Origin of the sequence: Nocardioides furvisabuli (assembly GCF_021083185.1) — a bacterium.
Classification (GTDB): domain Bacteria; phylum Actinomycetota; class Actinomycetes; order Propionibacteriales; family Nocardioidaceae; genus Nocardioides; species Nocardioides furvisabuli.
This window is the reverse complement of sequence record NZ_JAIGQB010000004.1, coordinates 164081-183566: the sequence shown is the minus strand read 5'-3', so window position 1 is coordinate 183566 and position 19486 is coordinate 164081. Positions and strand designations below refer to the sequence as shown.

21 protein-coding genes and 1 tRNA gene are annotated in these 19486 nt (G+C 72.2%); 18 read left to right on the top strand and 4 right to left on the bottom strand.

The genetic code is table 11. The features are described from left to right. Window positions 1-28 precede the first annotated feature (28 nt). The 3 genes from K4G59_RS10060 (at window position 29) to K4G59_RS10050 (ending at window position 1709) form a co-directional block, all read left to right on the top strand. A complete protein-coding gene (locus K4G59_RS10060; protein ID WP_308189386.1) occupies window positions 29-589 on the top strand; it encodes a GNAT family N-acetyltransferase in 561 nt (186 codons plus the stop codon). Between the two features lie 60 nt (window positions 590-649). Further along, the gene (gene sepX, locus K4G59_RS10055; RefSeq protein WP_231250833.1) at window positions 650-1552 is read left to right on the top strand and encodes a divisome protein SepX/GlpR; all 903 of its coding nucleotides are present in this window, start codon (window positions 650-652) and stop codon (window positions 1550-1552) included. 81 nt (window positions 1553-1633) lie between these two features. Continuing rightward, a tRNA-Ala gene (locus K4G59_RS10050) sits at window positions 1634-1709 on the top strand. Between the two features lie 83 nt (window positions 1710-1792). Here K4G59_RS10050 and K4G59_RS10045 read toward each other — a convergent pair. Continuing rightward, a complete protein-coding gene (locus tag K4G59_RS10045; RefSeq protein WP_231250832.1) occupies window positions 1793-2671 on the bottom strand; it encodes a mechanosensitive ion channel family protein in 879 nt (292 codons plus the stop codon). A gap of 329 nt (window positions 2672-3000) precedes the next feature. Here K4G59_RS10045 and K4G59_RS10040 point away from each other — a divergent pair, with 329 nt between their 5' ends. After that, entirely contained in the window at window positions 3001-3612 is a 612-nt protein-coding gene (locus tag K4G59_RS10040; RefSeq protein ID WP_231250831.1) for a hypothetical protein, read from the top strand. 21 nt (window positions 3613-3633) lie between these two features. On the opposite strand, the gene K4G59_RS10035 is transcribed toward K4G59_RS10040, so the two are convergent. Both K4G59_RS10035 and K4G59_RS10030 read right to left on the bottom strand, forming a co-directional pair. Further along, window positions 3634-3867: a hypothetical protein gene (locus tag K4G59_RS10035; protein WP_231250830.1), complete on the bottom strand. Its 234-nt coding sequence runs from the start codon at window positions 3865-3867 to the stop codon at window positions 3634-3636. Window positions 3868-4034: 167 nt separating this feature from the next. After that, complete coding sequence (locus K4G59_RS10030; RefSeq protein ID WP_231250829.1) at window positions 4035-5615, bottom strand: dolichyl-phosphate-mannose--protein mannosyltransferase; 1581 nt, start codon at window positions 5613-5615, stop codon at window positions 4035-4037. A gap of 55 nt (window positions 5616-5670) precedes the next feature. On the opposite strand from K4G59_RS10030, the gene rsmI reads away from it, so the two are divergent. The 8 genes from rsmI (at window position 5671) to K4G59_RS09985 (ending at window position 14729) form a co-directional block, all read left to right on the top strand. Next, window positions 5671-6501: a 16S rRNA (cytidine(1402)-2'-O)-methyltransferase gene (gene rsmI, locus K4G59_RS10025; RefSeq protein WP_231250828.1), complete on the top strand. Its 831-nt coding sequence runs from the start codon at window positions 5671-5673 to the stop codon at window positions 6499-6501. Continuing rightward, entirely contained in the window at window positions 6488-7402 is a 915-nt protein-coding gene (locus tag K4G59_RS10020; RefSeq protein WP_231250827.1) for a TatD family hydrolase, read from the top strand. Before rsmI ends, K4G59_RS10020 begins: the two co-directional genes overlap by 14 nt. 329 nt (window positions 7403-7731) lie before the next feature. Next, window positions 7732-8826, top strand: a complete 1095-nt coding sequence (locus K4G59_RS20080) for a resuscitation-promoting factor (RefSeq protein ID WP_308189385.1) — start codon at window positions 7732-7734, stop codon at window positions 8824-8826. Between the two features lie 32 nt (window positions 8827-8858). After that, window positions 8859-9758: a 16S rRNA (adenine(1518)-N(6)/adenine(1519)-N(6))-dimethyltransferase RsmA gene (gene rsmA / locus K4G59_RS10005; RefSeq protein ID WP_231250826.1), complete on the top strand. Its 900-nt coding sequence runs from the start codon at window positions 8859-8861 to the stop codon at window positions 9756-9758. After that, window positions 9755-10639: a 4-(cytidine 5'-diphospho)-2-C-methyl-D-erythritol kinase gene (locus K4G59_RS10000; RefSeq protein WP_231250825.1), complete on the top strand. Its 885-nt coding sequence runs from the start codon at window positions 9755-9757 to the stop codon at window positions 10637-10639. The genes rsmA and K4G59_RS10000 overlap by 4 nt, the downstream gene beginning before the upstream one ends. Window positions 10640-10746: 107 nt before the next feature. Next, on the top strand, window positions 10747-11244 hold the full coding sequence (locus K4G59_RS09995; protein WP_231250824.1) for an NfeD C-terminal domain-containing protein: 498 nt from the start codon (window positions 10747-10749) through the stop codon (window positions 11242-11244). Between the two features lie 32 nt (window positions 11245-11276). Continuing rightward, complete coding sequence (locus K4G59_RS09990) at window positions 11277-12815, top strand: flotillin family protein (RefSeq protein ID WP_231250823.1); 1539 nt, start codon at window positions 11277-11279, stop codon at window positions 12813-12815. A 96-nt stretch (window positions 12816-12911) separates the two neighbouring features. Continuing rightward, window positions 12912-14729, top strand: a complete 1818-nt coding sequence (locus K4G59_RS09985) for an ABC-F family ATP-binding cassette domain-containing protein (protein ID WP_231250822.1) — start codon at window positions 12912-12914, stop codon at window positions 14727-14729. A 79-nt stretch (window positions 14730-14808) separates the two neighbouring features. Here the strand turns inward: K4G59_RS09985 and K4G59_RS09980 are convergent, their stop codons facing one another. After that, window positions 14809-15306, bottom strand: coding sequence for a MarR family winged helix-turn-helix transcriptional regulator (locus K4G59_RS09980; RefSeq protein ID WP_231250821.1), 498 nt, complete (start codon window positions 15304-15306; stop codon window positions 14809-14811). Window positions 15307-15527: 221 nt separating this feature from the next. Here K4G59_RS09980 and K4G59_RS09975 point away from each other — a divergent pair, with 221 nt between their 5' ends. The 6 genes from K4G59_RS09975 to K4G59_RS09950 all read left to right on the top strand — a co-directional run bounded on the left by K4G59_RS09975 (window position 15528) and on the right by K4G59_RS09950 (window position 19471). After that, window positions 15528-16328, top strand: coding sequence for a trans-aconitate 2-methyltransferase (locus tag K4G59_RS09975; protein WP_231250820.1), 801 nt, complete (start codon window positions 15528-15530; stop codon window positions 16326-16328). Then, window positions 16328-16729 carry a VOC family protein gene (locus K4G59_RS09970; protein ID WP_231250819.1) on the top strand — a complete coding sequence of 134 codons (402 nt, stop codon included), beginning with the start codon at window positions 16328-16330 and terminating at the stop codon, window positions 16727-16729. Before K4G59_RS09975 ends, K4G59_RS09970 begins: the two co-directional genes overlap by 1 nt. Window positions 16730-16770: 41 nt before the next feature. Further along, window positions 16771-18066: a type III sulfide quinone reductase, selenoprotein subtype gene (sqr, locus tag K4G59_RS09965; protein WP_231250818.1), complete on the top strand. Its 1296-nt coding sequence runs from the start codon at window positions 16771-16773 to the stop codon at window positions 18064-18066. A gap of 2 nt (window positions 18067-18068) precedes the next feature. Further along, a complete protein-coding gene (locus K4G59_RS09960; protein WP_231250817.1) occupies window positions 18069-18383 on the top strand; it encodes a TusE/DsrC/DsvC family sulfur relay protein in 315 nt (104 codons plus the stop codon). Between the two features lies 1 nt (window position 18384). Then, window positions 18385-18939: a DsrE/DsrF/DrsH-like family protein gene (locus K4G59_RS09955; RefSeq protein ID WP_231250816.1), complete on the top strand. Its 555-nt coding sequence runs from the start codon at window positions 18385-18387 to the stop codon at window positions 18937-18939. A gap of 61 nt (window positions 18940-19000) precedes the next feature. After that, window positions 19001-19471: a hotdog fold domain-containing protein gene (locus tag K4G59_RS09950; RefSeq protein WP_231250815.1), complete on the top strand. Its 471-nt coding sequence runs from the start codon at window positions 19001-19003 to the stop codon at window positions 19469-19471. The last annotated feature ends 15 nt before the right edge of the window (window positions 19472-19486 follow it).

Sequence of the window (19486 nt, the reverse complement as noted above, 5' to 3'; positions counted from 1 at the left end):
GCCCGCCCGGCTCGAGTCGGAGGGCGTCGTGGTCCGCTCGCTGCGGCGCTCGGACGCCGACGTGTGGCAGGCGGTGCGCGCCCGCAACCACGACTGGCTGCGCCCCTGGGACGCGACGGTCCCGCCCGGAGCGGCGCCGCGCCCGTCGTCGTACAGGGTCGTCACGCGCTCGCTGCTGCGCCAGGCGAAAGACGGGCTGTGCCTGCCCTTCGTCGTCGAGGTGGGCGGCTGCTTCGTCGGCCAGGTCACCGTCAGCAACGTGGCGCGCGGCTCGGCCCAGTGGGGCTCGATCGGCTACTGGGTCGCCGCCGACGTCGCCGGCCGGGGCGTCGCGCCGCGTGCGGTCGCGATGGTGATCGACCACTGCCTCGGCCCGGTGGGCCTGCACCGTCTCGAGATCTGCGTGCGCCCGGAGAACACCAACTCGTTGCGCGTGGTCGAGAAGCTCGGACTCGAGCAGGTCGGCTACGCCCCCCGTTTCCTGCACATCGACGGCGCCTGGCGCGACCACCGGATCTTCGCGATCACCGCGGAGGAGGCGCCGGAGGGCGTGGTGGCGCGGCTCTCGGCACACCAGTCACACCAGTAGTTCTGCGACACACCACTTGACATCCGCCCCGCTCGGGTCCCGCGCTCCTACGCTCGGGCCGTGGACCTGAGCGCTCTCATCTTCGTCGCCCTTGCCGTGGCGTGGGCCGTCTACTTGATTCCCAAGGCCCTCAAGCACCACGACGAGGTCGTGCGCAGCAGGTCGGTCGAGAAGTTCTCCCACACGATGCGCGTCCTCGCGCGCCGCGAGCCGGTCGACCGGCGCAACGCACGTCTCGTGGTCTCGCCGATCCGCGCCGCGCTGCGCCCGCCGGTCGAGACCAAGGCCCGGGTGTCGGCACCCGCCGCCCCGGCTCCGACAGCACCTACGGCGGCCCCCGTCGCCCGGCGTACGCCGCCCCAGGTCGAGCGCGCCTCCGCGCGCCGCGCCGCCCGCCGTCGCCGCAACGTGCTGGCGCTCCTCGTGCTCGCGAACGCTGTCGTCATCACCCTCGCTGCGACGTCGATCACCACCTGGTGGTGGGTCGCCGCCCCGGCCACCCTGCTCCTCGCCTGGCTGGTCGCCTGCCGGGTCTCGGTGCGCGCCGAGCGCCGCCGGCGCACGCCCCGCTCGGCCATCGAGATCGGCCTGCCGCCGCAGGTCGACGACGACGACGTCGACCTCACCGGTGAGATGCCGCTGACGCCCCCGCTGACGCCCCCGCTGCCGCGCACGCCCGCAGCGCCCTCGTGCGTCGACGAGACGCCTGCCCACGAGGTCCCGGCCGTCGTCACCGAGCCCGCGCCGGTGCTCGGCGGGTGGGACATGGTGCCCGCCACGCTGCCGACCTACGTCGGCAAGCCGGCCGCCCAGCGGCGTACGGTCTCCACGATCGACCTCGACTCCACGGGCGTGTGGTCGAGCGGTCACTCCGACTCCGACTCGGCCATCGCCCGCTCCGCCGAGGAGTCCGCCCGGACCGCGCGCGAGGCTGACGAGGCCCGCCGCGCCAGCGGGGCCTGAGCCCGGATCCACGGCACGCGCGGGGCGATTCGGCCGGCCCCGGATCGCTCGTGTATCTTTGCGACGCGCCGTGAGGCGCACGGGGCTGTGGCGCAGTTGGTAGCGCGTCTCGTTCGCAATGAGAAGGTCAGGGGTTCGAATCCCCTCAGCTCCACCAGCACGGCGAAGAACCCGCAGGTCACCTGACCTGCGGGTTCTCGCGCGTGGTGGCACCGACCGGCCACGACCCGACCTGACCGGTCAGCGGCCGGGCGTCGCGGGTCTGGCCAGCGCTCCCAGGAGGGCGGGACCGCCCTCGACCATCACGACGTCGGACCCGGTCGCGACCTCGGCATCGGCCAGCGCCCGCAGCACGGCGACGATCACCTCGTGCTGTGCCACCCGGGTCTCCATCTGTCGGGCACCGGACCAGAACCGCAGCTCCATGTGGACCGTCGCCGACCCCACCCCGAGCAACAGGGCCTGGGGGGCCGGATCGTCGAGGACGACCGGCACGCTCCGCATCGCCTGCTCGACGACCTCGGTCGCCAGCGCGAAGTCGGACTGGTCGTCGATGTCGAGGGCGACGGTGGACCGGACCTGTTCGTAGCCCGTCTGCACCGTGACGACCTGCGAGTGGATGACCGAGTTGGGGATCAGGGCCTTCCGCCCGTCGAAGGTCCGCACGACGGTGGAGGTGAGGCTGATCCTGGTCACCGTGCCGGCGACGTCGTCGACGGCGATCTGGTCCCCGACCCGGAAGATGTCACGAGCGAGGATGACGATGCCGGCGAACATGTTGCCGAGCACCGTCTGGAAGGCGATGCCCGCCGCGATGGACAGGACGCCGATCCCGCCCAGGGCGTTCACGGGCTTCACGCTCGGGAAGACCAGCGTCAGTGCGGCTGCGAGGGATACCACGATCACCAGGGCCTGGGCGAGCGCCGCGAAGATCTCGCTGGCGCTGGGAGAGCGACCGCGCCAGTGCAGGACGCGCCGGGTCGCCCAGCGCACGACCCGACCGAGCAGCCATCCCGCGGCGAGCACGAGGACCCCCACCAGCAGTGCCTCTCCGGTGACCGGCGGCACCTCGAGTGCGTCGCGCAGGACCTGTGCCGGGGGCGGCGCCGGGGAGCTCATGGCTCGACCCTCGCACACGCCGCTCAGGCTTCCCGGCCTCTGGGATGACAGCGGCCCGGCACCGGTCCAGACCACCTCGGACTTTCTCGGCCCATGCGTAACACCCGGGGCCGACGCAACGCTGTACGTCATGAAGCGGCCGCGTTCCGCGGGGCCGCCCGTCGCAACCCGTGCTCCGAGCTCCCGCTGGTGCACGGTTCCCCCCAGGAAGCGACGGGCGGCCCCCAACGCACCTGCAGCGGCGCGACCCTCCCCCCGTGGGTCGCGCCGCTGCTCTGCATCCCGGGCCTGCCGGCCAGCGGCGCCAGCCGCGACGCTACGGTCGGGGCGTGAGCGAGCTCCAGCGCATCTTCACGGTGAGCGTGCAGGCGGCGACGGCGGACGTCGAACGGCTGCGCGCCCGGCTGGGCTCATCGGTCCGCGTCCTCACCGCGCCGACCGCGGAGGCCAGGCGCGTCGTCGAGGCGCTCGGGCGTGAGCCGGTCCCGGAGGTGCTCCTGGCGCCGGTGCGCTTCCCCGACGTCGACCGCGGACACCGTCTCGACGAGCTCGTGCGCCGCCACGCCGTGGAGGACCGCTACCGCGACCTCGTGGTCGTGGCGGACCCCGCGACGCTGACCCTGCTGCTGCGCGTCCTTGCCCCCGACCAGCTCCCCGAGGCCGGTCCCGTGACGGAGGTGGGACTGCCACGCTCGCCGCGCCCCGTGCCGCTCGGGAAGGCTGCTGCCGGAGGCGTCGGGCTCGCCGTCGTGGCCGGTGTGCTGTCGCCGGTCCTCGTGCCGTGGGTGCTGCCGGCGCTCGTCGCGCTCGCCGGGCTGGTGCTCCTCCTCGTGCCGGGCCGGCGCCACCTCGGCCAGGCGCTGCTGATCGCGACGGCCGTGTCCGTCGTGGTCACGCTGATGACGATCGCCGGCTCGGCTCGCTTCCCCGGCGCCTGGTGAGGGCCGAGGCAGCCGCCGGGGTCAGCCCTTGCGGGGGCCGAACAGCAGTCCGCGGCGCGCCTTCTTGTCCTGGCGCGGCTGCGGCACGTGGGGCATCGGCCACCACTCGAGGCTCGGGTAGCCGGCGCGGTTGAAGCCCTCGCGGTAGACGAAGCCGTCACCACAGGAGCACACCCAGCGCTCACCGACTGCGTGCCCCTCGGGGGTGGGTGCACCCTCGGTCTGCAAGCACACGTGGATCATCGTGGAGTCCATCTCAACGCTCCCTCCCATGGCGTCGACCCCGGAGACCGGGGTTGGTCCATCGTCCTCGGGTTCGGGAGGAATGAGAACTGCCGACGGGCCAATGCGTTCGATCTTGACCGAACCTCGGCTGAACCTTTGGGTTTGGCCGCCCGTGGACCGGACCGCTGCGCCCGGTGTCAGATCCAGCGCTGGAACCAGATCCGGGCGTCCCACTCGGACTTGGTCAGCAGGGCGTCGGTCCAGATGGGCCAGAACCACGCGAAGGCGACCAGCGCGAGCACGGTGTAGCTCCCGGCCACCACCACCCCGAACGTACGCCGCGGGGTCGGCATGTCGGTGGTCCCGATCAGGTGCCCCATCGCCAGCGCGAGGGACAGCACCAGGAAGGGCAGGCAGGTGATCGCGTAGAAGAAGAAGATCGGCCGGTCGTCGTAGAGGAACCACGGCAACCAGGTGCTGGCCAGTCCCACCACCGCGACGCCGTGGCGCCAGTCGCGGGCCCCCACCCACAGCAGCAGCGAGGCGACCATCGCCAGGCAGCCGCCCCACCAGATGACCGGGTTGCCGATCAGCAGGACCTGTCGGATGCAGGAGGAGTCGGAGGGCGCCTCGCACCCCTGCGTGCCGGGCCGGATGTCGGTCTGCGCATCGACCCCCACCGGCCGACCCATCACCAGCCACGTCGACGGCCTGGAGGCGTAGACGTGGGTCGAGTCGTCGAGGAAGTGGCTGTGGAAGGTGTAGACGTCCTGGTGGTAGCTCCACAGGGACCGCAGGGACTGGCGCACCTCGCCCAGGCCCTCGGCGTCGGGCTCGGTCGCGGTCGGCCACTGCTCCCCGCCGCCGTAGGAGGTGTACTGCGTGTTGCTGAACGCCTGCTCGTACGCCTCGGCGTGCACGAGCCAGCCGGTCCAGGACGCGACGTACGTCGCCGCGGCGACCCCGACCAGCGCCACGAAGGCCGGCAGCCCGTCGAGGACCAGCGAGCGCAGCAGGGGTCGGCGCTGGCCGAAGGCGCGGCGCGCGCCGGCGCTCCACAGCCAGGCCAGGAGCCCGAAGGCGGCCAGGGTGTAGGCGGCCGACCACTTCGTGCCGCACGCGAGGCCGAAGGCGACGCCGCCGAGCAGCAGCCACGGGCGCCACAGGCCCAGTGCCCGCGAGTGCCGTCCCGAGGCGAGGCGCTCGCGCAGCCACTGCCGGTCGGCCACCACGCAGTGCACGCCGCACAGGAGGAAGAACGCCAGGAAGATGTCGAGCAGCGCCAGCCGGGAGAGCACGAGGTGGAGCCCGTCGATCGACAGCAGCAGCCCGGCCACGAGCCCGAGCACCGTCGAGCCGGTCACACGACGCACGAACCGGCACATCACCAGCACCATGAGCGCGCCGACCAGCGCCGAGGCGAAGCGCCAGCCCGACGGCTCCATCCCGAAGAGCTCGATCCCGCCCGCGATCAGCCACTTGCCGACCTCCGGGTGGACGATCATCGACGGCCCGTCCTGCCACAGTCCGGTCACGTCGCCGTTGAGGATCGTCTTGTCCGCGTCCTCGACGTAGCCGCGCACGTAGCCGTGGTTGAGCAGCGACCACGCGTCCTTGGCGTAGTAGGTCTCGTCGAACGAGAACGCGTGGGGGGTGCCGAGGTGCCAGCGCCGCAGGAAGAAGGCCAGGCCCGCAAGGCAGACCGCCCCGACCCACCCGAGGAGCGGGTCCTCCGAGCGCCAGCGCGGACGATTCCGCTCGGCGGCGCTCAGGGTCACGCCGGAACTCTAGCCAGATGCCCCGGGCGGGGGAGCACCTGCGATGATCGGGCGCATGTCTGGCGTCCTGGTCCTCGCGGGCACCCCGATCGGCCAGGCCGGTGACGCGCCGCCGCGCCTGGCGGCCGAGCTCGCCGGCGCAGATGTCGTCGCCGCGGAGGACACCCGGCGCCTCAAGCGCCTGTGCGCCGACCTCGACGTCACGCTGTCGGCACGGGTGGTCTCCTACTTCGAGGGCAACGAGCAGGCCCGTACGCCCGTCCTGCTCGAGGCCCTGCTCGCCGGCGAGCGCGTGGTGCTGGTGACCGACGCCGGCATGCCGAGCGTCTCCGACCCGGGCTACCGGCTGGTGGCCGCCGCGGTCGAGCACGACGTACGGGTCACGGCCGTGCCCGGCCCCAGCGCGGTGCTCACCGCGCTGGCGGTCAGCGGCCTGCCGGTCGACCGCTTCTGCTTCGAGGGCTTCCTGCCGCGCAAGGCTGGCGAGCGGGGCCGACGGCTCGCGGCGCTGGCCGCCGAGGAGCGCACGATGGTCTTCTTCGAGGCACCGCACCGCACCGAGGCTGCGCTCGTCGCGATGGCCGAGGCGCTCGGCGACGACCGGCCCGCCGCGGTGTGCCGCGAGCTGACCAAGACCTACGAGGAAGTACGCCGCGGTCCGCTCGCCGAGCTCGCCGCCTGGGCGGCCGACGGCATCCGCGGCGAGGTGACCATCGTGGTCGAGGGCTCCAGCGGCGCCCCCGCCGTGGGCACCGACCCCGGCTCGCTGCGTACGGCCGTGGCCGAGCTCGAGGCGAGCGGCTCGACGCGCAAGGAGGCGATCGTCGAGGTGGCCAAGCGCGCCGGCCTGCCGAAGCGGGAGGTGTACGACGTTGTCCACCGCTGACCACGGACCGACCCGCAGCCGCGCCGCCACGGAGGAGACGTCCGGTGCACGGCGCGACCGCGAGCGCCCGCCCGCACCCGAGCCGCTGCCGCACCCGGTCGTGGACAACCACTGCCACCTCGACATCGCCGACGGCGACTGGATCTCCACCGAGGAGGCGGTCGCCGCGGCCGCCGCCGTCGGGGTGCCGCGGATCGTGCAGATCGGGTGCGACCTGCCGGGCGCGCGCTGGGCGGTGGCCGCGGCCGCCGAGCACGACGCGCTCGTGGCCGGCGTCGCACTGCACCCCAACGAGGCGCCGCGCCTGGCCGCCACCGGCGAGCTCGACGCCGCGATCGAGGAGATCGAGCGGCTCGCCACCGCGCACGACAAGGTCCGCGCGATCGGCGAGACCGGCCTCGACCGCTTCCGTCACGCACAGAGCGGCACCGGCGAGGCGGGGTGGGCCGCGCAGGAGGAGAGCTTCCGCCGCCACATCGAGCTGGCCAAGCGCCTCGACAAGACGCTCGTCATCCACGACCGCGAGGCCCACGACGACGTGCTGCGCGTCCTCGACGAGGAGGGTGCGCCCGAGCGCTGGGTGATGCACTGCTTCTCCGGCGACGACGCCTTCGCGCGCCGCTGCCTCGACCGCGGCGCGCACCTCAGCTTCGCCGGGACGGTCACCTTCAAGAACGCCGCCCCGCTGCGCAGCGCGCTCGCGGTCACCCCGCGCGACCGGGTGCTGGTGGAGACCGACGCGCCCTACCTCACGCCCACGCCGCACCGCGGCCGGCCCAACGCGTCCTACCTCGTGCCGCTCACCGTGCGGGCGATGGCCGACGTCCTCGGCGCCGACCTCGAGGAGCTCTGCCGGGCCATCGACGACAACACCGAGACCGCCTTCGGGGGCTCCTGGTAGGTCGCGCCGAGGACCCTGCCGGACGGTCAGTGGTGACCGGAGTCTCGTGCAAATCCCGGCGTTCGAGTTTGCGTCCGGGCCGGTCGTCGTTATCGTCTTGTGATTGTTGGCCGGGATCGGGAGTGATTTCGGCGGCACGCGTTGGACCGGGTCGGGCCGGTCCTGCGAGACCCCCGCTCGCACGTCGTACGGCTCCACAGCCCCACCGTGGTCGCCGCGCAGCCGCAGGTGGAGGAGTGCTGCCCCCGAGGCCCGGGAAGTACGACGTTCGGAGAATCGTGCGCTCTCGTCTCGCGCAGCTCAGCAGGTCCAGGCTCAACTCACGCGCCGTGCTGGCGACCCTCGTGGCGGTCGTCGTGGCGGCCGTCGCAGGCACCACGGTCGGCTACGCCGCCCTCAGCAAGGACGTGACCCTCACCCTCGACGGGGAGACCCGTCAGGTCAGCGCCATCGGTGACACCGTCGCCGACGTGCTCGCGGCCGAGGGCATCGAGGTCACCGACAAGGACCTGGTCGCCCCCGCGGCGGACGAGTCGGTCTCCGACGGGACTGCCATCGCCGTCCAGTTCGGCCGCCCGCTCGAGCTCGCCGTCGACGGCGAGACCTCCACCTACTGGGTGAACTCCACCGACGTCGCGAGCGCGCTCGGCGAGATCGGCCGCCGCTTCGACGGCGCCGACCTGTCCGCCAGCCGCAGCTCCTCGATCGGTCGCGGCGGCCTCACGCTCGAGGTCGTCACGCCCAAGGTCGTGCACCTCAAGCTCGGCGCCAAGGACCTGCGCAAGCGCACGGTCACCGCGCTGACCGTCGCCGACGTGCTGGAGTCCATGGACTTCGAGGTCGACAAGCACGACAAGGTGACGCCTCCGCTGCGCACCGAGATCAGCGACGGCGACAAGGTCGTCGTCACCGACATCCGCATCGCCACCCGCAAGGTGCAGCGCGAGGTCGTCGACGCCCCGGTCGTCGAGCGCGAGGACGCCTCCATGCTCGAGGGCGAGGAGGAGGTCGTGCAGGCCGGTCGTGACGGCGTACGCGCCGTGACCTACCGCCTGCGCTACGTCGACGGGGAGCTCGTGGCCCGCAAGGTCGTGCGGGCCTCGGTCCGTGTGAAGCCCGTGCCGACGATCGTCGCGGTCGGCACCAAGGAGGAGCCCGAGGAGCCGGGCGCCAACTTCGCCGGCGGCAGCACGGTGTGGGACGCCCTCGCCCGGTGCGAGTCCGGTGGCAACTGGGCCATCAACACCGGCAACGGCTACTACGGCGGCCTGCAGTTCAGTGCCGCGACCTGGCGCTCGGTCGGCGGCAGCGGCCTGCCGCACCAGCACAGCCGCGAGGAGCAGATCAAGCGCGGGCAGATCCTGCAGGCCCGGGCCGGCTGGGGCCAGTGGCCGAGCTGCTCGGCCAAGCTCGGCCTGCGCTGAGCCCCCGGGAGCGCCCACTAGGCTTGCCCACCATGACCACGAACCCGGCCGGCCCGAGGCTCCTCGGGCCGGCCGAGGTGCGTCAGATCGCCGCCGAGCTCGACCTGCGGCCGACGAAGCAGAAGGGCCAGAACTTCGTCATCGACGCCAACACCGTGCGCCGGATCGTCCGTGAGTCCGGCATCACCGGCGGCGACGTCGTCGTCGAGGTCGGCCCCGGCCTGGGCTCCCTGACGCTGGCCCTGCTCGAGGTCGCCCAGCGCGTGATCGCCATCGAGCTCGACCCGCTGCTCGCCGAGCGGCTGCCGGCCACGATCGCGGCGTACGCCCCTGCTCAGGCCGACCGTTTCGAGGTCGTGCTGGCCGACGCGATGCGCGTCGAGGGGCTGCCGGGGCCCGCCCCGACCGCGCTGGTCGCCAACCTCCCCTACAACGTGTCCGTCCCGGTGCTCATCCACCTGCTGACGCTGCTGCCGTCGCTGGAGCGCGGGCTGGTGATGGTGCAGGCCGAGGTGGCCGACCGCCTTGCCGCAGGGCCCGGGTCCAAGACCTACGGCGTGCCGAGCGTCAAGGCCGCCTGGTTCGCCGACGTGCGCCGTGCCGGTGCGATCGGGCGCAACGTCTTCTGGCCGGCCCCCAACGTCGACTCGGGGCTGGTCGCCTGGACCCGCCGCGAGCCGCCGCGGACCACCGCGACCCGCGAGGCGGTCTTCGCCGTCGTCGACGCCGCCTTCGCCCAGCGTCGCAAGCAGGTCCGGGCCGCGCTGCGCGGTGTCGCCGGCTCGGCCGAGGTCGCCACCGCCGCCCTGGAGTCCGCGGGCGTCGACCCGACCGCCCGCGGCGAGGTGCTGACCGTCGAGGACTTCGCCCGGATCGCGGAGGGCCTCGCGGCCCAGGGCGTGCACCCCTCACGACCCTCCGGGCCCGCATGAGCATCACGGTCCGCGCGGCGGCCAAGATCAACCTCCACCTCGGGGTCGGTCGCGCCCGCGAGGACGGCTTCCACCCCCTCGACACCGTCTACCAGGCGATCTCGCTCTACGACGACCTCACGCTGACGACGGCGGGCGCGGACTCGGTGTCGGTCCTCGGGTCCCCCTACATCGACTTCCGTGACATCCCCGTGGACGCGACCAACATCGCGCTCCGGGCCGTCGCGCAGGTGCCTTGCGACGACGGGCACCTGGTGCAGATCAACAAGCAGATCCCGGTCGCCGGCGGCATGGCAGGTGGCTCGGCCGACGCAGCAGCGGCCCTGGTGGCGCACGACCGGCTGCACGAGCTGGGTCAGGGCGATGACGTGCTCCTCGCCCAGGCTGCCCGACTCGGCAGCGACGTGCCGTTCTCCCTCGTCGGTGGCACCGCGCGGGGTCGGGGCCGCGGCGAGCTGGTGGAGCCGATCGAGGACCACGGCATGTGGTGGTGGGTGGCGGTCCCCGCCGCCGTGGGGCTCTCCACCCCCGACGTGTACCGCCACTTCGACCGGCTCTTCCCGGACGCGCCGGAGCGTCCGGCCGAACCGACCGAGCTGCTCGCAGCGCTGGCCACCGGGGAGCCCGTACGCCTCGCGCGGGCGCTGCACAACGACCTGCAGGAGCCCGCCATCGACCTGCGTCCTGAGCTCGGCGCGCTGATCGAGCGCGGCGAGGCCGCCGGCGCGCTGCGTGGCCTGGTGTCCGGGTCGGGGCCGACGTGCGTCTTCCTCTGCGACTCCGTCGACGGCGCGATGGAGGTGCTGGCGGGGCTCTCCGCGGACCACGACGTCGTGCTCACCGCCACCGGGCCGGTCGCCGGCGCGCACGTGCTCGCCTGACGCGTACGCCGGACAGCGACCGTCGGCATGAACCCACCCCGAGGGGGAAGGGTGCGGCTAGGGTGTGCGCGACATCGGCGTCGTGCAGGTGAGTCGGGGGAGGCATCGTGACCGTGTTCCTGGTGCTCGGCGCGCTCGGCGTACTGCTCCTGCTCGTCGCGCTGGTCTTCGGTGACGTGCTCGACGGCGCGCTGGAGGGGCTCAGCGCCGGCTTCTTCTCCACCGAGGCACTGGCCGGCTTCCTCGGCGCCCTCGGATTCGGTGGGGCGATCGCCCTCGAGGCGACGGGCTCGACGTCGCTCGCCGTCGTCATCGGACTCGTGCTCGGGGTGCTCCTCGGCGCGGTCGCCGCCAAGGCGTCGCGATTCCTCCACGGCACCGGCGAGACCGACACCGTCCGCACCTCCGACATGGTCGAGAAGATCGGCCAGGTCGTCAGCGCGATCCCCGAGGACGGCTTCGGCGTCGTCTCGATCAGCGTCGCCGGCCACCTCACCCGGCTCAACGCACGCTCGAGCGTCGCCGTGCCCGCCGGCACCCAGGTCAGCGTCACCCAGGTCATCTCGCCCACCGCCGTCCAGGTCGAGCCCCTGTTCCTCCCGTGACCGCCTCTTCCGTACGCCGCTAGGAGCCCTACATGTTCGGTCTGTCCCCGGTCGTCACTGCTGTGATCGGCCTCGTCGTCCTGCTGGTGCTGCTCGCGCTGCTGGTCACCACGCGCTACAAGGTGGCGGGGCCCAACGAGTCGTTCATCGTCACCGGACGCAAGGGCAAGGGCGAGGTGCGCAACCCGGAGACCGGTGAGATCTCGACCGACCTCTCGGGGCAGAAGGTCGTGATGGGTGGCGGCGTGTTCGTCATCCCGTTCGTCCAGCGACTGGCGACCCTGGACCTGTCCTCGCGCCGCATCTCGGTGCAGATCCGCGGCGCGGTCTCCGGCCAGGGCATCAAGCTCAACCTCGACGGCGTCGCGCTGGTCAAGGTCGGCGGCAACGAGGACTCCATCCGCGCCGCCGGCCAGCGCTTCCTGAGCCAGCAGGACGAGATCGAGACCTTCACCCAGGAGGTCCTCGCCGGTGCCCTCCGGTCCATCGTCGGGTCGATGTCGGTGGAGCAGATCATCCGGGACCGGGCCGCCTTCGCCCAGCGGGTGGCCGAGGAGTCGGAGTCCTCGCTCACCGGCCAGGGCCTCGTGCTCGACACGTTCCAGATCCAGGACATCACCGACGACGGCTCCTACCTCGCCGACCTCGGTCGTCCCGAGGCCGCCAAGCTCAACCAGCTCGCCTCCATCGCCGAGGCCAACGCCCGCCAGGCCGCCGAGCAGGCACGCATCGCCGCCGAGCAGGAGATCGCGATCACCCAGCGCGCCCTGGCCCTCAAGAGCGCAGAGATCAAGGCCGAGACCGACGCCGCCAACGCGCAGGCCGCGGCCGCCGGCCCGCTCGCCCAGGCCGACCGCGACCAGGCCGTCCTGCTGGAGCAGGAGAAGGTCGCCGTGCGGCAGGCCGCTCTCAAGGAGCGCCAGCTCGACACCGAGGTCCGCAAGCCCGCCGACGCCGAGCGCTACCGCGTCGAGACCGAGGCCCAGGGCCGTCGCAGCTCGGAGATCCTCGAGGCCGAAGCCCGCAAGGCGTCGTCCATCGCCAACGCCGAGGCGGAGGCCGAGAAGGCGCGCCTGACCGGTGAGGGCGAGAAGTCGCGGCGCTCCGCGCTCGCCGAGGCCGAGGCCATCGAGGGCGCCAAGCGCGGTGAGGCCGAGAAGGCCCGCCGCGTGGCCGAGGCCGACGCCCTCCGCGCCGAGGGCGAGGCCCAGGCCGCCGCGATCCTGGCCGCGGGCCAGGCCGAGGCCGAGGCGATGGACAAGAAGGCCGCCGCCTTCGCCGGCTACAACGAGGCCGCGGTGCTCCAGATGCTCATCGAGGTGATGCCGAAGGTGGCCGCCGAGCTGGCCCGCCCGATGGCCGGGATCGACAAGCTGACCGTGATCTCCGCCGACGGTGCCGGCGAGCTGTCCAAGCAGGTGACGAACAACTTCGTCCAGACGATGGAGCTGCTGAAGACCACGACCGGCCTCGACGTCGAGCAGCTGATCCAGAAGTACGCCCGCACCGGCGGGGACTCCTCTCCCACCCCGGTCGCACCCGCGCCGGCGGAGGGCACGCCGCTCAGCTGAGCTCGTCGTGAGCGGTGCGCGAGCCACCCCCGCGCAGGTCGGCGACGTACGCCGAAGCACGCCGGCGAGGTGATCCCTGAGAGGATCGGGCCCGTCATGGCGAACCTCATCAACCTCGAGCGGGTCTCGAAGTCCTACGGCGTACGACCGCTCCTCGACGACGTCTCCCTCGGCATCTCCGTCGGCGAGCGCGTCGGCATCGTCGGTCGCAACGGCGACGGCAAGACCACGCTGCTCGAGGTGATGACCGGCATCGAGCAGCCCGACTCCGGCCGCGTCTCCAAGACCCGCGGCGTCGAGATCGGCTACCTCCACCAGGGCGACGAGCTCGTCGACTCCCACTCCGTGCGCGAGGCGGTGCTCGGCGGTCGCGAGGACCACGAGTGGGCCGCCGACGCCACGACCCGTCAGGTGGTGGAGGAGCTGTTGGCGGGGGTGAGCCTCGACCGCGCGGTCGTCGGCCTCTCCGGTGGTGAGCGCCGGCGCTGTGCCCTGGCGGCGCTGCTGCTCTCGCGCCACGACCTGATCATCCTCGACGAGCCGACCAACCACCTCGACGTCGAGGCCGTGGCGTGGCTGGCCGACCACCTCGTGGGCCTGCCGAGCGCGCTGATGGTCGTCACCCACGACCGGTGGTTCCTCGACGCGGTCTGCCAGACCACATGGGAGGTCCACGACGGCGCGGTCGACACCTACGAGGGCGGCTACGCGGCGTACGTCCTGGCCAAGGCCGAGCGCTCGCGCCAGGCGGCCGCCTCGGAGAGCCGCCGGCTCAACCTCGCCCGCAAGGAGCTGGCCTGGCTGCGGCGCGGCGCCCCGGCACGGACGTCGAAGCCGAAGTTCCGCATCGACGCCGCCAACGCCCTGATCGAGGACGTGCCGCCGCCGCGCGACCGGATGGAGCTCCAGCGCTTCGCCAGCCAGCGGCTCGGCAAGGACGTCATCGACATCGAGGACGTCGACCTCGCCCGCGGCGAGAAGGTGCTGCTCCAGCACGCGACGTGGCGCATCGGGCCCGGCGACCGGATCGGCATCGTCGGCGTCAACGGTGCCGGCAAGACCTCGCTGCTGTCGCTGATCTCCGGCGCGCTCGCGCCGAGCGTCGGCCGCGTCAAGCAGGGACGTACGGTCGCGCTCCAGCACCTCACCCAGGCCCTCGACGAGATCGACCCCGAGGCGCGGGTGCTGCCGACGGTGGAGTCGATCCGCCGGGTGACCAAGACGCTCGACGGCCAGGAGGTCACCGCGACCTCGATGCTCGAGCGCTTCGGCTTCACCGGCGACCGGCTCACCGCGCGCCTCGGCGACCTGTCGGGTGGCGAGCGCCGACGCTTCCAGCTGCTCAAGCTGCTGCTCACCGAGCCCAACGTGCTGCTCCTCGACGAGCCCACCAACGACCTCGACATCGACACCCTCAACGTGCTCGAGGACTTCCTCGACAGCTGGCCCGGCACGCTCGTGGTGGTCTCGCACGACCGCTACTTCCTCGAGCGTGTCACCGACTCGACCTGGGCGCTGCTCGGCGACGGGCAGGTCTCGATGCTGCCGCGCGGGGTGGACGAGTACCTCGAACGACGCGCGGCCTCTGCGTCGTCGGCCACGCTCGGCGCTGGTGACGCGGACGCCCCTGCGTCATACGACCCCGCACCCATGGCTGCGGATCCGCATGACGCCGCCCCGGCCAAGGCGCGTGCCGGCAGCGCCGAGGACCGTGCTGCCCGCAAGGTGCTGGCCAAGGTGGAGAAGCAGCTCGAGCGGATCGCCGCGCGCGAGGCCGCGCTGCACGCCGAGATGGAGGCCAACCTCACCGACTACGCGCTGCTCGCGCGGGTGGGTGACCAGCTCGGCGAGCTCGCGGCCGAGAAGGAGGAGCTCGAGCTGGAGTGGCTCGAGGCCTCCGAGCTCGTCGAGTAGGAGACGCGCGGACCATGGTCGGTCCGCGGTGGCTCCCCACACGGGCGCGCCGCGCGTGGGCGGACCAATGTCTGCGTGTCTACGGCGCCGGCGTCCCGAAGGGCGCGAGCAGCGAGCGCAGCAGGCTCGCGAGCTGCGTACGCTCCGCGGCCGACAGGTCGGCCAGGAGGTCGGCCTCGGCGGCGAGCAGGGCCTCGAAGGCCCCGTCCACGCTCGCCTTGCCGTCGGCGGTGAGCCGCACCAGCACGCCACGGCGGTCGTGCGGGTCCGGGAGCCGCTCGACGAGCCCGCGAGCGGCGAGGCGGTCGACGCGGTTGGTCATGGTGCCGCTGGTCACGAGCGTCTCGCGCAGCAGGCGGCCGGGGGAGAGCTCGTACGACTCCCCGACGCGACGCAGCGCGGCCAGCACGTCGAACTCCCACGACTCGATGCCGTGCGCGGTGAAGGCGTCGCGGCGAGCCAGGTCGAGGTGACGGGCCAGGCGGCTGATGCGCGAGAACACCTCGACCGGAGCGAGGTCGAGGTCGCCGCGTTCGCGTCCCCAGGCCTCGACCAGGTCGTCCACCTCGTCGCGCATGACGACATCCTGCCAGACGACGACTCCGGTCGAGAATCTTGACATCGAGAGAGTGCGGGTGGAGAGTGAGATGTCTCGACATCAAGACACTTCCGCGGCCGCTCCTGCCGGCATCTGGGGACGTGCTGGTGGGTGGATCTGTCGATTGACCTACCGGAACGTCCTCGGATATGCCTCGGGGAGGGGACGCGCACGACCCCGACACCTGTGGAGGAGCTGACATGAGCCACATCTGGGACCCCGACCGCTACCTCGCGTACGCCGACGAGCGGGGGAGGCCGTTCGTCGACCTGCTGGCGCGGGTGCACGCGGAGACGCCGAAGGTCGTCGTCGACCTGGGCTGTGGCCCCGGCAACCTCACCGCGTTGCTCGCCGACCGCTGGCCGAGGGCGTCGGTGACCGGCATCGACAGCAGCCCGCAGATGATCGCGGCGGCCCGGGAGGTCCTCGGCGTCACGTGGGAGGTCGCCGACCTGCGCGACTGGGCCCGGCCCGACCCGGTCGCGCTGCGCGCCCCGGTCGACGTGCTCGTCTCCAACGCCACCCTGCAGTGGCTGCCGGACCACCTCGCGCTGCTGCCCGACCTCCTCGACCGCGTGGCGCCGCGCGGCTGGTTCGCCTTCCAGGTGCCGGGCAACTTCGACGAGCCGAGCCACACCATCCGCGCCGACATCGCCGAGCGCGCGCCGTACGCCGAGCACGTGCGCGACGTCGCGGTCCCCGCGAGCCACGAGCCGGCCGACTACGCCCGCCTCCTGCTGGACCTCGGGTGCGAGGTCGACGCCTGGGAGACGACGTACCTCCATGTCCTCACCGGCGCCGACCCGGTCTTCGACTGGGTCTCCGGCACGGGCGCGCGCCCCACGCTCCAGGCGCTGCCGGACGGGTTGCGCGGCGACTTCGAGGACGAGTTCCGCGCGTTGCTGCGCGAGGCCTACCCGGCCGACGCCGACGGGCGCGTGGTGATGCCGTTCCGCCGGATCTTCGTGGTCGCGCAGAAGCCGGACGGGGTGCGGGTCTGATGCGGCTGCACCACGTCCAGGTCGCCTGCCCGCCCGGCGGGGAGGACGGCGCGCGCCGCTTCTACGCCGACGGGCTCGGGCTCACCGAGGTCGACAAGCCGGCCGACCTCGCGGCCCGTGGAGGCTGCTGGTTCCGGGCGTACGACGATGCGGGTGCTGTCTCGGCCGAGCTGCACGTCGGCGTCGAGGACCCCTTCGCCCCGGCGCGCAAGGCGCACCCGGCCTTCGTCGTCGACGAGCTCGAGGTGGTCGCGGGCCGCCTGCGCGGACTGGGCTTCGAGGTCGACGAGAGCCAGCGGGACTCCTTCCCCGGCCACGTCCGCCTCCACGCCGTCGACGCCCACGGCAACCGGGTCGAGGTCCTCGCAGCGGCCGCTGGTCCCGGTCGTGAGGGGACCTAGGTCCCTGTCCCGGCGCAAACCCCCGGGGGTATATCTGGAACATGACCTTCTCACCCCCCACGCTCCTCGTGCTCGGCGGCGGCACCGCCGGCACGATGGTCGCCAACAAGGTCCGCAGGGTGCTGCCCGACTGGAACGTGACCCTCGTCGATCGCGACGACGTGCACGACTACCAGCCCGGCTACCTCTTCATGCCGTTCGGGATGAACACCCCCGAGCAGGTCCGGCGGTCGAAGCGTCGCTTCATCGACCCCGCGACCCGGATCGTGACCGGCGAGGTCGACCGTGTCGACGCAGACGGACGCCGGGTGCTGCTCGAGAGCGGCGAGGCCCTCGACTACGACTACCTCGTCATCGCCTCCGGCACCACGCCGCGCCCGGACCAGACCCCCGGCATGCTGGGGGAGGGCTGGCACAGGAGCGTGAACGAGTTCTACACCTTCGAGGGGTCCCTCGCGCTGCGTGACAACCTCGCCGCCTTCGAGGGCGGGCGCCTGGTCGTGCACATCACCGAGCTGCCCATCAAGTGCCCCGTGGCGCCCCTGGAGTTCACCTTCCTCGCCGACGACTGGCTGCGCCAACACGGCCTGCGCGAGCGCACCGAGCTGGTCTTCGTGACCCCGCTGGACGGCGCGTTCACCAAGCCCGTCGCCAGCCGCGAGCTGGGGCACGCGCTCGAGGAGCGCAACGTCGCCCTCGAGACGGACTTCATGGTCGAGTCGGTGGACCAGGACGCCAAGGTGCTGCGGTCCTACGACGAGCGCGAGGTGCCCTACGACCTGCTCGTGACGGTGCCGCTCAACATGGGCGCCGACTTCGTGGAGCGGTCCGGGCTGGGCGACGAGCTCAACTACGTCACCGTCGACAAGCACACCATGCAGTACGCCCCGCAGGGCGGGCGTCCCGTGCACCCGGAGATCTTCGCGCTCGGTGACGCCGCCAACCTGCCGACCTCCAAGGCCGGTTCGGTGGCCCACTTCTCGGTCGAGGTCTTCATCGACAACCTGGTCCAGCTCGCGCACGGGCGCACGATGACGCACTCCTTCGACGGTCACGCCAACTGCTTCGTGGAGTCCGGGCACGGAAAGGCCCTGCTGCTCGACTTCAACTACGAGACCGAGCCGCTCACCGGCACCTTCCCGGTCCCCGGCGTCGGTCCGCTGCGACTGCTCAAGGAGAGCCGCTTCAACCACCTGTCCAAGCTGGCCTTCCGGCACATCTACTGGAACGCCCTGCTTCCCGGTCGGCCACTGGGCCTCAAGCCCCAGATGTCCATGGCCGGCAAGCACCCCGAAGGCCCACCTGCCGCCGTGTCGGCGTCCATGAGAGAGGAATGAGCATGCCCACCACCACCATCGCCGGTCGCCCGCTCGAGGTGAACGAGGAAGGTTTCCTCACCCACCCGGACGACTGGACCGAGGACCTCGGTGTCGAGCTGGCCCGGTTGATCGGGATCGAGCTGACCGAGGCCCACTGGGTGCCCATCCGGTTCCTGCGCACCGACCACGCCGCCATGGGGGAGACCCCGACCCTGCGACGGGTCAGCACCCAGACCGGCATCGACGTGAAGACCCTGTTCGGGCTCTTCCCCAAGAAGCCCGCCAAGAAGATGGCCTACGTGGCCGGGCTGCCCAAGCCGAAGGGATGTGTGTGAGATGACGACCGACGTGACCACCACCATGGACGAGGAGGTCTCCTTCGTCCCGTCGTTCGACGACGAGGCCGAGTCCGGCCGCAAGCTGGCCATCATCTGCTCCAAGGGAAACCTCGACATGGCCTACCCGGCGCTGATCCTGGGCAACGCCGCCCTCGGTGAGGGCATCGAGGTGCACCTGTTCTTCACCTTCTGGGGCTTCGACATGATCAACAAGAAGACCCAGGGCGACCTGCAGTTCTCCTACCTGGGCAACACCGCCATGCATCCCCCGGGGATGTTCGGCGTGCACATGCCGCAGGGGATGGCCGGCCTGCCCGGCATGACTGCTGCGACGACGAAGATGATGAAGAAGCAGATCGCTGACCTCGACGTCCCCGAGGTGCCGGAGTTCCTGGAGATGATCCACGCCTCCGGTGGCCACCTGTGGGCGTGCCGGATGAGCGCCGACATGATGAAGCTGCACGAGGAGGACCTCATCGACGAGGTCGAGGGCATCATCTCGGCCAGCGACTTCATGGAGATCACCGACGGCGCCCAGCTGCTCTTCATCTGAGCGGGCCGTCCACCGGAGGCGCATGCTGGCGCGGCTGGTTACTCGGCAGTAATGTCGCGGCATGCCTGCCGTCCTCGACCTCTGGAAGAAGACCTCCGCGCTGCCCCTGGGCGACCGGGTCTTCTCGATCGCCTTCAGCCGGAAGGCGCCGTACTTCGCGAGCATCCGCCCGCGCTTCACCGTCATCGAGCCGCACCGCGCGGAGCTCGTCATCCGTGACCGCCGTCGCGTGCACAACCACATCGGCAGCGTGCACGCGATCGCCCTGTGCAACGGGCTCGAGGCGGCGATGGGAGCGCTGGCCGAGTCGAGCATCCCGCGCGGGCAGCGCTGGATCCCGCAGGGCATGGAGGTGACCTACACCGCCAGGGCCAGCTCCGACATCACCTGCATCGCCGAGACCGACCCCGAGCAGTGGCTCGCCGACGCCGGTGAGGGCTACCACCTGCCGGTGCGGGTGCGGGGCGTACGCACCGACGGCACGGTCGTGGTCGAGGGCGAGATCCGGCTCTGGGTGACCGCGAGGCGCTAGCCCGCCCGATCGGCG

Coding starts and splice junctions, on each gene's coding strand:
- K4G59_RS10045 (WP_231250832.1), bottom strand. CDS start 2,671: ATGAGCTCCCCGGCGCCGCCCCCGGCACAGGTCCTGCGCGACGCACTC.
- K4G59_RS10035 (WP_231250830.1), bottom strand. CDS start 3,867: ATGGACTCCACGATGATCCACGTGTGCTTGCAGACCGAGGGTGCACCC.
- rsmI (WP_231250828.1), top strand. CDS start 5,671: ATGTCTGGCGTCCTGGTCCTCGCGGGCACCCCGATCGGCCAGGCCGGT.
- rsmA (WP_231250826.1), top strand. CDS start 8,859: ATGACCACGAACCCGGCCGGCCCGAGGCTCCTCGGGCCGGCCGAGGTG.
- K4G59_RS10000 (WP_231250825.1), top strand. CDS start 9,755: ATGAGCATCACGGTCCGCGCGGCGGCCAAGATCAACCTCCACCTCGGG.
- K4G59_RS09990 (WP_231250823.1), top strand. CDS start 11,277: ATGTTCGGTCTGTCCCCGGTCGTCACTGCTGTGATCGGCCTCGTCGTC.
- K4G59_RS09985 (WP_231250822.1), top strand. CDS start 12,912: ATGGCGAACCTCATCAACCTCGAGCGGGTCTCGAAGTCCTACGGCGTA.
- K4G59_RS09980 (WP_231250821.1), bottom strand. CDS start 15,306: ATGCGCGACGAGGTGGACGACCTGGTCGAGGCCTGGGGACGCGAACGC.
- K4G59_RS09975 (WP_231250820.1), top strand. CDS start 15,528: ATGAGCCACATCTGGGACCCCGACCGCTACCTCGCGTACGCCGACGAG.
- K4G59_RS09970 (WP_231250819.1), top strand. CDS start 16,328: ATGCGGCTGCACCACGTCCAGGTCGCCTGCCCGCCCGGCGGGGAGGAC.
- sqr (WP_231250818.1), top strand. CDS start 16,771: ATGACCTTCTCACCCCCCACGCTCCTCGTGCTCGGCGGCGGCACCGCC.
- K4G59_RS09960 (WP_231250817.1), top strand. CDS start 18,069: ATGCCCACCACCACCATCGCCGGTCGCCCGCTCGAGGTGAACGAGGAA.
- K4G59_RS09955 (WP_231250816.1), top strand. CDS start 18,385: ATGACGACCGACGTGACCACCACCATGGACGAGGAGGTCTCCTTCGTC.
- K4G59_RS09950 (WP_231250815.1), top strand. CDS start 19,001: ATGCCTGCCGTCCTCGACCTCTGGAAGAAGACCTCCGCGCTGCCCCTG.